At 44.5% G+C, this 12509-nt stretch carries 14 protein-coding genes; 11 read left to right on the top strand and 3 right to left on the bottom strand.

Annotated features, from left to right (window positions below; all coding sequences use genetic code 11):
* Position 1: 1 nt before the first annotated feature.
* From pheA to C8R11_RS17015, 11 genes are all read left to right on the top strand, one after another.
* Complete coding sequence (gene pheA, locus C8R11_RS11930; protein WP_107795902.1) at positions 2-1072, top strand: prephenate dehydratase; 1071 nt, start codon at positions 2-4, stop codon at positions 1070-1072.
* Positions 1073-1156: 84 nt separating this feature from the next.
* The gene (hisC, locus tag C8R11_RS11935; RefSeq protein ID WP_107795903.1) at positions 1157-2275 is read left to right on the top strand and encodes a histidinol-phosphate transaminase; all 1119 of its coding nucleotides are present in this window, start codon (positions 1157-1159) and stop codon (positions 2273-2275) included.
* Positions 2272-3288: a 3-deoxy-7-phosphoheptulonate synthase gene (gene aroF / locus C8R11_RS11940; protein WP_107795904.1), complete on the top strand. Its 1017-nt coding sequence runs from the start codon at positions 2272-2274 to the stop codon at positions 3286-3288. Before hisC ends, aroF begins: the two co-directional genes overlap by 4 nt.
* Before the next feature lie 9 nt (positions 3289-3297).
* Positions 3298-4179: a prephenate dehydrogenase gene (locus C8R11_RS11945; protein ID WP_107795905.1), complete on the top strand. Its 882-nt coding sequence runs from the start codon at positions 3298-3300 to the stop codon at positions 4177-4179.
* A gap of 627 nt (positions 4180-4806) precedes the next feature.
* The gene (locus C8R11_RS11950) at positions 4807-5304 is read left to right on the top strand and encodes a hypothetical protein (protein ID WP_107795906.1); all 498 of its coding nucleotides are present in this window, start codon (positions 4807-4809) and stop codon (positions 5302-5304) included.
* A 42-nt stretch (positions 5305-5346) separates the two neighbouring features.
* A complete protein-coding gene (locus C8R11_RS11955) occupies positions 5347-5751 on the top strand; it encodes a phage holin family protein (RefSeq protein ID WP_107795907.1) in 405 nt (134 codons plus the stop codon).
* Complete coding sequence (locus C8R11_RS11960) at positions 5744-6523, top strand: DUF3618 domain-containing protein (protein ID WP_107795908.1); 780 nt, start codon at positions 5744-5746, stop codon at positions 6521-6523. Before C8R11_RS11955 ends, C8R11_RS11960 begins: the two co-directional genes overlap by 8 nt.
* 245 nt (positions 6524-6768) lie before the next feature.
* On the top strand, positions 6769-7827 hold the full coding sequence (locus tag C8R11_RS11965) for a response regulator transcription factor (RefSeq protein WP_107795909.1): 1059 nt from the start codon (positions 6769-6771) through the stop codon (positions 7825-7827).
* A gap of 115 nt (positions 7828-7942) precedes the next feature.
* Complete coding sequence (locus C8R11_RS11970; RefSeq protein WP_107795910.1) at positions 7943-8332, top strand: hypothetical protein; 390 nt, start codon at positions 7943-7945, stop codon at positions 8330-8332.
* Complete coding sequence (locus C8R11_RS11975) at positions 8325-9317, top strand: hypothetical protein (protein WP_107795911.1); 993 nt, start codon at positions 8325-8327, stop codon at positions 9315-9317. Before C8R11_RS11970 ends, C8R11_RS11975 begins: the two co-directional genes overlap by 8 nt.
* Entirely contained in the window at positions 9310-9438 is a 129-nt protein-coding gene (locus tag C8R11_RS17015; RefSeq protein ID WP_280523902.1) for a hypothetical protein, read from the top strand. The genes C8R11_RS11975 and C8R11_RS17015 overlap by 8 nt, the downstream gene beginning before the upstream one ends.
* A 640-nt stretch (positions 9439-10078) precedes the next feature.
* Here the strand turns inward: C8R11_RS17015 and C8R11_RS11985 are convergent.
* The 3 genes from C8R11_RS11985 to C8R11_RS11995 all read right to left on the bottom strand — a co-directional run bounded on the left by C8R11_RS11985 (position 10079) and on the right by C8R11_RS11995 (position 12435).
* Entirely contained in the window at positions 10079-10807 is a 729-nt protein-coding gene (locus C8R11_RS11985; protein ID WP_107795913.1) for an ABC transporter permease, read from the bottom strand.
* Positions 10808-11178: 371 nt separating this feature from the next.
* On the bottom strand, positions 11179-11616 hold the full coding sequence (locus C8R11_RS11990; RefSeq protein WP_090700965.1) for a CBS domain-containing protein: 438 nt from the start codon (positions 11614-11616) through the stop codon (positions 11179-11181).
* Positions 11617-11802: 186 nt separating this feature from the next.
* Positions 11803-12435 carry a DUF4202 domain-containing protein gene (locus tag C8R11_RS11995; protein WP_107795914.1) on the bottom strand — a complete coding sequence of 211 codons (633 nt, stop codon included), beginning with the start codon at positions 12433-12435 and terminating at the stop codon, positions 11803-11805.
* Positions 12436-12509 lie beyond the last annotated feature (74 nt).

Below are 12509 nucleotides of genomic sequence, written 5' to 3' on the forward strand. Positions count from 1 at the left end.
TATGACCGAGCAATTAAAACAATTACGTGATGAGATAGACAAAATTGACGGAGAAATTCTCAAACTAGTCAACAAGCGCGCCGAATATGCACAACAAATTGGTATCATAAAAAAAAGCGACACTATTTATCGGCCTGAACGCGAAGCCCAGATTTTATCCCGGGTACGACAGGACAACCCTGGGCCGTTAGAGGACACACGCATCGCGCAACTTTTTACAGAAATCATGTCGGTCTGCCGTGCATTGGAAAAATCCATGACGGTCGCTTTCCTGGGACCGCAGGGCACATTCTCTGAAGAAGCTGCAATTAAACGTTTTGGCAATGCCATCACTACCCTGCCATGCGATTCAATCGACGCTGTATTTCGCAGTGTCGAATCCGACAATGCCGGTTACGGCGTCGTTCCCGTTGAAAACTCAACGGAAGGAGCCGTGGGGAGAACATTGGATTTGCTGTTACAAACTTCTCTCACTGTTTGCGGAGAAATTCAGTTGCCGGTTCATCAATCATTGATGGCAAGTCAACCTGATTTGACTAAAATCGATAAAATCTTTTCACATCCCCAGTCATTTGCACAATGTCATCATTGGTTACAGACCAACCTGTCTGGAATTTCCAGCACTGCTTATATTAATACCAGCAGCAATGCTGACGCAGCCCGCCTGGCCGCACGAGATGAGCATGCAGCCGCCATTGCAAGCAAAAGAGCTGCCGATCTTTATGGATTAGCTATCTGTGCTGAAAACATCGAAGATGATTCAAAAAACACCACGCGTTTCCTGGTTCTTGGAACACAGGAAGTTGAACCATCTGGCAAAGACAAAACATCTCTGGTCATGTCTGCCGGGAATTATGCGGGCGCCATTCATAAATTGCTGACTCCATTTTCGGAGCATAATGTCAGCATGAGCCGCCTCGAATCCCGTCCATCGCGCACCAGTCTCTGGCAGTATGTTTTTTTTGTCGATATTGAAGGGCATCAAAAAGATAAAAATGTCTCACGCGCCCTTGAAGAGCTTACCAAAAAGGCAACCTTCCTGAAGATACTGGGCTCTTATCCAGCCACATGAGCCGTTTCTAAAGCATTCCAGAAATTTCCTTTTACACAACAACAATTTTCACAGTTATTCAACTATTAATAAGCACATGACACTATGAATCTTTGCGATTTTGCACCAGAATATATCCGTGCCATACAGCCCTATCAACCAGGTAAGCCAATATCAGAACTGGCAAGAGAAATGGGACTTGACGAGCGCAATATTGTTAAACTGGCTTCCAACGAAAATCCACTCGGCACCAGCCCGTTGGCACTGGACGCCATGATACATGCACTGCATGATATCGCGCGTTATCCGGATGGCAGCGGTTTTGAACTGAAACAAGCACTATCCAAACTATATGCTGTTGATACCGGCCAAATTATTCTGGGCAATGGTTCTAACGATGTATTGGATCTGGCTGCGCGCGTCTTCCTGAAGCCCGGCGCTACAGCCATCTACTCACAGCATGCATTCGCTGTTTATCCACTGGTCACTCAGACCATAGGCGCCTTTGGTATTGCGGTACCGGCGCGAGACTACGGTCATGATCTGGCAGCCATGCTTGATGCCATCACGCCCGAAACACGCATGGTATTTATCGCCAGCCCAAATAACCCGACAGGCACATTATCTAGTGCTGACGACTTATTGCGTTTTATGGAACGCGTATCGCGGGACGTGCTAGTTGTGCTGGACCAGGCCTACAACGAATACCTGCCTGCAGCAAATCAAGCCGACAGTATCCGTTGGTTGAAGCAATTTCCTAATCTGGTTATTACCCGCACATTTTCCAAAGTTTATGGATTGGCAGGTGTACGTGTCGGTTTTGGTCTGGCACATCCAGAAGTCGCCAATCTCATGAATCGCGTGCGCCAACCGTTTAATGTCAGCAGCATAGGACTGGTCGGCGCGCTGGCCGCATTACAGGATAGCGAATTTGTGCAGCGTTCCTACGCGCTTAACCGGGCCGGCATGCTCCAGCTAACTGACGGGTTCCGGAAACTGGGCGTTGAGTATATTCCGTCTTACGGTAATTTCATCAGTTTCCGTGTCGAAGGCGATGCAGCCAATACGCCAAAAGTCTACCAAAATCTGTTGCGACAAGGCGTCATTGTGCGCCCACTGGGCATCTATGAAATGCCCCATCACCTGAGGGTTACTATCGGACTTGAACCCGAGAATCAGAAATTTCTGAAATCACTTGAATACGCACTGGGAGAATTAGCGTGATTATCGTCATGAATAAAGAGGTTACCGAGGAACAAATCGGTAATGTGGTCAAAAAAATACAGGATCTCGGGCACGAGGTTAATATCTCACGCGGTACCAATCGCACCATAATTGGCGCTATCGGTGACGAGAGCAAACTCGACCCGGAAATGTTTGATTCCTTGCCGGGCGTCGAATATTCGATGCATATTGTCAAACAATACAAAATCGTATCGCGCGAATCGCACAAACAGGATTCGATCATTGATGTACGCGGCATTCCGGTTGGCGGCAATCAGATACAGGTTATCGGTGGCCCGTGCTCGGTGGAAACACCGGAACAAATGAGCCTGGCGGCGCAGCAGGTATCATCCGCTGGTTGCCGTCTGATGCGTGGCGGCGCTTTCAAACCACGCACCAGTCCCTATACGTTTCAGGGCAAAGGGCGCGATGGGCTCGGTATATTCCGCAAAGCCGCGGACAAATACAACCTGCCGATTGTCACCGAGCTTATGGATGTGCGTATGCTCGATACCTTTCTGGAACATGATGTCGACGTCATACAGATTGGCACGCGAAACATGCAGAATTTTGATTTACTAAAGGAAGTCGGCCGTACCAATAAACCCGTCATTCTCAAACGCGGTTTGTCCGCCACCATTTCAGAATGGTTGATGGCGGCAGAATATATCGCAGCCGGCGGTAATCATAATATTATTTTTTGCGAGCGCGGCATCCGCACCTTTGAAACCGCCTATCGCAATGTCATGGATGTGACCTGTGTACCGGTACTCAAACGTGAAACACACCTGCCTGTGATCATTGATCCATCACATGCCGGAGGGAAATCCTGGATGGTACCTTCACTGGCGCGCGCCGCAATTGCTGCAGGTGCCGACGGTTTGTTGGTTGAAATGCACCCCAATCCGTGTGAAGCCTGGTGTGATGCAGACCAGGCACTCAGTCCGCAGGAATTCACCGATTTGATGTGTTCACTTAAAGGCATTGCTCAAGTGATAGGGCGTAGCCTTTAAAACGGGAAGATGACACAGATTCCGCTAAATAAACTGGTAATTATCGGTGTTGGCCTGATCGGTGGCTCTTTCGCTATGGCGCTGCGCAAAGCCGATGCCGTACGGCATATCGTTGGTGTCGGGCGCAGCCGAGAAAACATGCAACGCGCGCTTGAACAAGGCGTGATTGATGAGATTGCTGAAAACATGGCATCAGCTCTGGAAAATGCAGATTTAATCCTGCTCGCAATGCCCGTCGGCCAAACCGAAGTTATCATGACAAAACTGGCGCCGCATCTGCAAGCCGATACCATCGTCACTGACGCAGGGAGCACCAAACTGGATGTTGTCACCGCAGCACGCAACCATCTCAAAGCAAACCTGAAGAATTTCGTGCCCGGCCACCCGATCGCGGGTGCCGAACAAAGCGGTGTCCGCGCCGCGCAACATGACTTGTACACTGGCAAACATGTCATCCTCACGCCGCTCAAGGAAACCCGTATTGATGCCGTTGAAAAAACAAGCATACTATGGCAAGCCTGTGGCGCAAAGGTTTCGCAAATGCAAGTGGAAGCGCATGATGAAATCCTCGCCGCGACCAGTCATCTGCCACACATACTCGCTTTCGCGCTTATGCATCATTTACATCAGAGTACCGACAATCCGGAAAACCTGTTACGCTTCGCCGGCAGCGGTTTTCGTGACTTCACTCGAATCGCCAGCAGTTCGCCCGAAATGTGGCGAGACATCTGCCTCGCCAACCGTAAAGCATTGCTTAAACAGATGGCTAAGTATCAGGATGAATTACAATCCTTACAGGCTATATTAAACAATGGAGATGGTGAAGCATTGGAGAAAGTATTTTCGCAGGCGCGCGAGATGCGCGAGGATTGGTTGAAGAATAAGCATTAAAAAAGATTACGGCTTTCAAAAACCCAAAATGAATTGGTATCAATTCATTTTGATCCTGACTCCTTTAGGCTTAGATGGCAATGTCACATTTGATTATTTTGGTATCTTCCCTATGCTGTCATCAGTTCACATAAATTGTTAGAAACAAATGTCAGACACACACACCGTTTGATTTAGTTTTCACTATACAGGTCCTGTCAACATAGAAATATCAGTATCAATAGATACTTTTTTACATAGTAAGTGAACAGTACAGCATCGCTGCTTTATTAATCAATACCTCATGAATGCCAATAAACGGAGGTGAAAGATGGATAATGAAATCGTGCTGAATATACTTTCAGGTTCAAACACCCAAAAGTACTGTCAAAAACTAACTCGCCAATCAGCTGGAGTGCACAAGCCCGGCCCGCCACAACCTGAATGATCAAAAAAAGAACTTTGGTTCTGAAAGTTTATCAGCCCTGCACATGAGTAAGCAAAAAAAGGAATTATAGAAATTTCTGTTAACAGTGCTGCAGAATTAAACTCAATAATCAATCTAATTACTAAACTAACCTCCTCTTTTCTATTATTATTAATTATGTGATTAATTCATAGTCGTCACAACTCTAACAGGAAATTGATATGCCACAACCTAAAACGAGAAGTACGAGAAACAAGAGCACGCAATCCAGTCAGCAAACATCAAAAAAAATTGATGAAACTATAGAAAAAACCAAGGAAAAAGGCAAGCAGATCGTAAGCGACGCAAAAGAGGAAACCAGTAAATTAATTGATGAAACTAAACAAGAAACCAGTAAAATAGCTGAGCAGCAATTACAAACTGTAGCACACCAGATAAATAGCATCGCCAGCGCTTTAACAAAAACTGCAGACAACATGGAAGATGCCCACACCTGGATAGCAGACGGCACTCGGCAAACGGCCAAAGCGCTAGAGAGAGTGTCTGGATCAATCAGTGAAAGTGATTTTGGTACCTTGGTACACAACTTTGAGGATTACGCGCGGCGTCGACCGGTGATTGTGCTGGGCGGTGCTGCCATCGCCGGGTTCTTTCTGGTCAAATTCCTGAAAAATTCCAGCGATCATGTCAAAGAAACCACCCAAAAGAACGATGATTAAAATGAATTGAGTATCGCTCATTTATAATTCCAGGAGGCCATCATGCAAACCGGCAAGGAAGATCGTACGCTGAGTACTTTATTGAAAGATCTGGCGCAACAAACATCAGATCTGGTACGCCAAGAAACAAAACTGGCGATAGCTGAAATGTCAGAAAAGAAATCAGAAACCAAACGTAATTTAACAGCTTTAGCTACAGGCGCTGGGTTGTTATTAGTGGGCTTAATTTATATTCTTGATGCAGTTGTTTACGGTCTCGCTGAATTATTACCACCTGATTATTCACCATGGCTGGCTGCGCTGATTGTCGGCATAGTAACGAGTTTGATCGGATACCTGCTAATCATAATGAGCAAGTCAAATCTGGCGCCTGAAAACCTGACCCCCAGAACTGCCGATTCGCTGCAACGTGACAAAAATATGGTGAAAGAGAATCTGAATGGATAATAATCACAGAAACCCTCAACAGTTAGAAGCTGATATAGAGAAAACCCGTGAGCAAATGAGTGACACCCTGGAGGAAATTCACGACCGCCTGTCACCGAATCAGCTTGTAGATAATGCTTTTGAATATTTTAGTGACAAGCTCCTGAGAAATAATAATTATTTTTCCAGCCTGACAGAGACAGCCAAAAAAAATCCGGCAGCTACGGCATTAATTGGTCTGGGATTAGGCTGGCTGATAATTTCTGGCCAAAACAATGAGACTCAAACCAAGACTGCAAGCAGCCAGGAAGACAGCGGGGCTGATAAAGCAACAGATACACAATTAAAAAATCATACGGACTCTGCTGCGGGTAACGCAAATAGCAAAAAAGACACCCGCTTAGGTAGTACCAACGATACCAAAGAAAAAGTAAGTCAACATAACGGTAACCAAACAGAAAGCCCTCTGCATAAACTACACGAACAGCCTTTGGTCTTGATTGGGGCAGGCCTGGCATTAGGCGCTGCACTGGGCGTGTACCTGAGTTCGACACAACGCAGTGATAAATTATCAAAAAAGAATCTGGAAAAACAAATTGATCAGGCAGCGGAAACTGGAAGTGAGCAATTGGAAAAAGTCAAAGAAGCGGTTACTTCAGCGGTTGAAACCATCAGTCAGGCAGTTGATGAAGTAAGCAATGCCTCAGAAGCACGCGAGGAAAAAAATAAAAAAGATAATAACTCGACCAGTCAAGTTGCAGAGAAAGAAAAAGAGTCAAGTAAGCAAAAGTAAAATAAAGTGTTGTGAAAACAACGTTCACATCGCCACATTGACCATAGTAGGAAATTCCAGATTTGCCAGTATTTTTACATAATTTGTGAGAAAACACATACCCTTTGATTTGGTTTTCAGTATACTGACCTTGTCAAAATGTAGATATCGGTATCAATAATACTATTTTACATATTCAGCGAACAGCACAGCATTGCTGCTTCATTAATCAATACCTCACGAATATCAATAAACGGAGGTGCAAGATGGATAATGAAATTGCACTGAAAGTACTTTCAGGCTCAGACCACCAAAAAACGCTGGCAATTATTAACTGGCTGAATAATTGCCGGACAAAAACTGAATTCAATCTAATATTAAAAGAAGCGCTGTTGCCCCTGATGACGAGCAACAGCGTTTTTTATGGGCGACTGACAAACGGTCGCAATAACGCGCAACTACTCGGCAGCGTTAACATATCAAACTGCTGTCAACACAACTGGAACCGGCTGATGCACTGCACCGCGCAAAATCCGGCGGCTGCACAATTCGCTGTTAAATGTTCGGATACAGCAATTTCTCTCGATGACAAAAGGCGTCGTTATGACAACACTTTAAGTATACGACAGCCGGCGCACAAGTCTTGCACAACGCTCTCATTACAAGCTGACCAGAACCGAATATACCAGTTCCACTTTTGCCGCCAGAGCACTCTGGAACAAGCTTTCAACCAAAGGGACTCCGAAATATTGAAAGCCTTCAAATCACCCTTACTGCAAACATTAAAACTCATACTGTTCCACGAAGAAAGTTTGAATTCCCATCAATTCATGGAATTCTGGTCCGAACATACCGAGCCGGTCGCAGTCATCTGCAATGACGGCAGCACCCTTTATCAAAGTCCGACATTCATGCAAATGCTCAAACAGGAAAAAATTGTAGTTATTTCAACAGTACTCGCACTCATCAAAACCCTGCAACGCAAACAACTCGAATGGCACAGCTTTCTGTCAAAACTCGGCAAACGCCTGTACGAAATTAAACTGACACTGCTTAATAGCGATACAAACCATCAGCCGTACTCGTATTTAATACAATTATCGCGCGTCACCCACACCATCGGGAAAATATTCAATCAACTGAGCCGCAAAGGCCTGACCCACCGAGAACTCGAAATCGCCCTGCTGATTTACCAGGGCATCCCCACCCGTGAAATTGCCGAAACAATCCACCTCAGTTACCACACCGTGCGTAACCATATTAAAAATATTTACAGCAAACTGGAAGTCTCATCGCGTAGTGAGATGTTGCTGTGGGTTGGATGAAGCGGATCTGCAATACTAGTAATATTAGAAATTCATGATGAATTTGAGCTTGAGTATGCGAAATGACTCAATTGGGTTATTTTTTTTTAAATAAAATTCAGTTATTAATCTGAGTATGTCAAGAAGATTACTATTTTTAATTTTCCTTATTGTTGCTTTCGTTGGTTTAAACGGTTGTGCATTTCATTACTACAATAACAAAACTGGCGCAGAACATATCTTTGGATTTGGGCATATGGTCATGAAAGCAACTACGCCTGAAGATGATCATAAAGCTATTATGTTGGGCACTGACTTAATCGGATTTGGATTTGGCCAAAACAAAAATAGTGGTTTTTTAACTTTAGGTTGGAATAGTAACCGACGAATTGAAATCATTGACAAAAATACGACCATTGATTTGCTATGGCCCAATAATAGTTTCTTAAATGTCCGTATCAAGTCTTCTTTACTAGAGCAGCAGAGTGCATACGACGTTCATTTTAAGGATGCAAACCATGAATAAAATCGCTTTACGCGCCATGCTTTTTATCCTACCTTTTTTTATTTCAGGCTGTGCCATCGGCTTCGATCATACACTTTTTGTAACCAAATCAAACGTAGGAATTGATTTTGACAGCAAACCGCCAACTGCAGAATTATCGATCGCCCGGCGAGAATTAGTCATTGCGCCAACTTTTGAGGGCGGCCAAACGCCACCGGTAGTGGGCGGATTCAGAACAAGCAATCGTTTACTTTTCGGCTTGGATGTGTCGTCTGTATTTGCTGGAGGCGATGCCGCATTTGCCTTATCTGATAAAGGATTAAACCCTGACCATAACGCACGATTATGTTTGAGCGCACCACCCGTAGGAAAGCCACACCTGGGACCGATTCCATTTGGCACATACCCCTTGCCGGGAAAAAGCGAAATACGTCCTTTCATTTTCGGAGCAGATACCACATTTGGCATAAAAATCGCCTGGTCAGGTATGACAGCACAATTTCCAGACTCCCTCAAAATTGGATTTAATCGCAAGGAACTCGCATTGGCACCTGTATTCGGTAGCGAAAGGGCTAATGACCCGCTTTGCCCCTATGCTGCCGAAATGCCCGCATTTCTAGCAAGTATCGATGTCGCTGCTAATGCAGCTTCGCTTCAGTCCTTCGGCGCCAGTTATTTGCAAAGTTTTTCGACTGGTTCAGCAGCTATCAAACTGGCGCAAGATCCTTATGTTAGAACATTGTTGCTAGCGAGACTCGATAGAACTCCAGAACAAGGCTCTTATGATGATGCGGACAAAAATAGTGCATGTATACAACAATGGCTGACTGCAGATGAAACAAAAAAAAATGAACATGTGGAACTAATCAAAGATTGGTGGAAAGAAAAAGGACATACCACCCAATCCTTCCCGCTATTAATCAGTGCTAAAGAATATGCGGAGGAACGAGAAGCCTTTATCCAAAAGAACAATATTCGATGCAAAGGAGGACAGCCAAATGACTGAGTTAAACGATGTGCCCGAAATCGATGTTCCTCAAGTAATTGAGAATTTTATCTTGGCCGGAAACGTAAAAATCACCCTTACGAAACAGAATGATGGCAATTGGAAGATTATCGGGGAATAGAAGCGAAATGCTACTGTACATGAAAATTTAATAACTTAGCAAAAATACTGATATGAAATTTGGTGAGAAAACTTTGCAAAGGGGTAACCGGTAGGTATCCTGACACATAGGGAGTACAGCTTAACCATAAGCAAGATAATGCAAATAACGTAAACGATCACATCATTTTAATTCTTTAGTTCTCGTACTCATTTTTGTTTCTTTTGGTGTTTTGGCACAGCGTTACGAACAAGGAAGATTAGTAACGATTGATAACAACAAATCAAAGCTTACCGAGGATCTATTTTACAGTTTTGATATGTTACTCCCTTTAGTTACACTTGATAAGCACCATGAAGAAGTAACACATAAAATTGATATTGTTCGTTATTATTTTTACTTTCATAAAATAATGGGATATATACTTGCAATGATAATTGCTGCCGGCTTGTCCGGGCTGATAACCCCGTCAGGATTGTAACTGCAAATTCAATAATTAATCTGGCAGTTTCATCCTATAGGGCTGCGTTATCCGGTCATTGATAAACTATATCGATAGTTTCCGAATATTTGATTGTTATAGCGAAACAAAACTATAAAAATCAACCCACATCACGGTGTCAACTCATAACTTTCTTGAGTTAAGAAACTTCCAAATGTTTCACGTATCCTTTTCCATAAACATCGTAAACTGTTTCCTTGACATTTCCAGAAATAGTGCTGTCGACAGTCCACCGCCGGCAAAGATCATGCACATCACCATAATCTGATAACGTGCGGCAACCAGTGGGGAGATGCCCGATAGTATCTGACCGGTCATCATGCCGGGCAGTGATACAAGGCCTACTGCAAGCATGGAATTGATGATGGGAATCATGGCTGCGTGCATGGCAATGTTGCGGGCTTGATGAAAATTCATCTGCCGCGCCAGCTCGGCATTCATGCGCTCTGCTGCCAGACTGACGGCATTCATAGAGTTGGCGAACACCATACCTGCGAGGGGAACCATGTACTGGGGCAGATACCACGGATCCAGTTGCAAAACACCCTGCGTGACAATGAAAAGTACAATACCGCCGCCAACCAGTATGGCAACCAGCGCCTGTCTGTAGAGTGTGGTGCGCCGGGTTTTAACAGTGCCCAGGGCAATCCAGCTGGAAACTGTCACCATGACCACCAGTACCGCAATGACAATCAGGGAATTCTCCGCCTCGAAAATGTACATGAGAAAATAACCGATGAGCAGCAACTGCACCAGCATACGACCCAGCGCATATGCGGCACTACCAGGTGCAAGCGACCATCTCCACAGAATACCGACCACAACAAAAACCGGGATAAAAACAAGCACCAGATTCAACAGCGATATCGTCTGGACAGTATCGCTCATACAGGTCTCACTGTTATTTTTCCGGGTTTAAGCTGAAAAGCATGTCAGAAATGAAATGCCAGTTACTGCAAATTCCAGACAACGACACGCCATTTTTAATCTGACCTGACATTTTGATATTTTCAATTCATGAGAAATAACGAATAAATTTACCGGTTCGAACCGCATCCAAAAGCACCGGAGACATTACAGACGTCTTCATTTAAAATGAATCAACCATGGAGCCATGTGTGTCAGTAAAGTGTACTGACACACTGATAAACGTCCATTGCTTTACTCTCAGTAACACCGAGATGTACAAAAACAGCCGGTCACTTCAAGAGTGGATTGGTGATCCGATTTTCGAAACCGAATAGCACAGCGCTGCTGCGTCATTCCGGGGTACTATAAATATAGCGTTCAAGTTGGTGAATAATAAATTGATGTTCTGATATGACGTCTTTCACCAGGTCGCCTATGGATATAATACCGATTACCTGGTCGTTTTCCAGTACGGGTAGATGACGTATCCGTTTCTCAGTAATCAACGCCATACAGTCTTTGTCCGTAAAATCCGGATGGACATAAGCCACTTGCTGGGTCATGACTTCTTTGACTCGAATGTCCTTCACAGGCTTATTCAGCAGATACGATTTACGCGAAAAATCCCTTTCCGTCAGAATGCCTGTCAGTTTGTCGCCTTTCATCACCAGCAACGCACCAATGTTATTGGCCGCCATCAACTGCATGGCGTCGAATAACGATTCCTCCGGCCCGATACTTGCAGTGTCGTGTCCTTTTTCGTGCAATAACTGTTTAACAGTTTTCATGGCAATATTCCTTTCTTTCTCAGATAAAATTGCTCAGCCCCACTTCTTGCCGATCATTGTCAAGCGTACTAAATTTATCGGATATAGTAAACAAGGCTGTTGATGCGAACATTCTGTTGATTGCAACACCGAAGTAGATGATTGTTTCACATAGTCAGAACTCATCAACAAGTATCGTATGATTATTCAATTCAATCCGGCCGGATTGTTCTCTCCTTGTTCAAACAACGCTTTCCTGAACAGCTCAACCTGCAATTCGGGTATCTTTATGTGTCCTGCAATTATGAATTGATGTGCCCGGGAGGACATTTTACGCCAGATTTTACAGATGATATCGATCCATTTTTCTTCACTGTACTCAGGATGCCTGCCAACAAAATCAGACATGGCGTGTTCTATGAAAACCAGCCCGGCGATATCTTCCATTAGCTGGGTATCAGGATTGGTCTTAAGCGATTTTTTGCCGACAATCTGCTTTACACGCGCGATGAATTGATTATCATATCCGGCTTTTTCCAACAAACCTACAACGGTATCGGCATGGAATCCGTTTAACCCGGCGCGCCATTGGTGATAACCTTTGCGATCCATCGGATAATCACTGCGTGGCGATTTCCAACGCTGGATATGCTGAGCTCTGACAGCCAGTTTTATCGCATCATCGGCACCGGGCGCATAGCGTTCGAGCATGTCAGACATGTGATGGGCATAAAGCAACTCCTTCGGCCAGCTTTTACCCTCACAGATTTCCCGGTTCGGATCTTCGCTATTCGCAGCGTCAATCAGCGCCATTGCCTTGTCGAAGCGTTGCTGTTTCATTTTGAGATACCCTAACCCACCCTATATTTAATATATACATAATGAAATCAGTCTGAAACATCAGTCAATCATTA

Origin of the sequence: Nitrosomonas aestuarii (assembly GCF_003046585.1) — a bacterium.
In the GTDB taxonomy this organism is placed as follows: Bacteria; Pseudomonadota; Gammaproteobacteria; order Burkholderiales; family Nitrosomonadaceae; genus Nitrosomonas; species Nitrosomonas aestuarii.

Excerpts from the sequence above, each read along its gene's own strand:
- pheA (WP_107795902.1), top strand. The coding sequence starts at position 2 with ATGACCGAGCAATTAAAACAATTACGTGATGAGATAGACAAAATTGAC.
- hisC (WP_107795903.1), top strand. The coding sequence starts at position 1,157 with ATGAATCTTTGCGATTTTGCACCAGAATATATCCGTGCCATACAGCCC.
- C8R11_RS11945 (WP_107795905.1), top strand. The coding sequence starts at position 3,298 with ATGACACAGATTCCGCTAAATAAACTGGTAATTATCGGTGTTGGCCTG.
- C8R11_RS11950 (WP_107795906.1), top strand. The coding sequence starts at position 4,807 with ATGCCACAACCTAAAACGAGAAGTACGAGAAACAAGAGCACGCAATCC.
- C8R11_RS11955 (WP_107795907.1), top strand. The coding sequence starts at position 5,347 with ATGCAAACCGGCAAGGAAGATCGTACGCTGAGTACTTTATTGAAAGAT.
- C8R11_RS11960 (WP_107795908.1), top strand. The coding sequence starts at position 5,744 with ATGGATAATAATCACAGAAACCCTCAACAGTTAGAAGCTGATATAGAG.
- C8R11_RS11965 (WP_107795909.1), top strand. The coding sequence starts at position 6,769 with ATGGATAATGAAATTGCACTGAAAGTACTTTCAGGCTCAGACCACCAA.
- C8R11_RS11970 (WP_107795910.1), top strand. The coding sequence starts at position 7,943 with ATGTCAAGAAGATTACTATTTTTAATTTTCCTTATTGTTGCTTTCGTT.
- C8R11_RS11975 (WP_107795911.1), top strand. The coding sequence starts at position 8,325 with ATGAATAAAATCGCTTTACGCGCCATGCTTTTTATCCTACCTTTTTTT.
- C8R11_RS17015 (WP_280523902.1), top strand. The coding sequence starts at position 9,310 with ATGACTGAGTTAAACGATGTGCCCGAAATCGATGTTCCTCAAGTAATT.
- C8R11_RS11985 (WP_107795913.1), bottom strand. The coding sequence starts at position 10,807 with ATGAGCGATACTGTCCAGACGATATCGCTGTTGAATCTGGTGCTTGTT.
- C8R11_RS11990 (WP_090700965.1), bottom strand. The coding sequence starts at position 11,616 with ATGAAAACTGTTAAACAGTTATTGCACGAAAAAGGACACGACACTGCA.
- C8R11_RS11995 (WP_107795914.1), bottom strand. The coding sequence starts at position 12,435 with ATGAAACAGCAACGCTTCGACAAGGCAATGGCGCTGATTGACGCTGCG.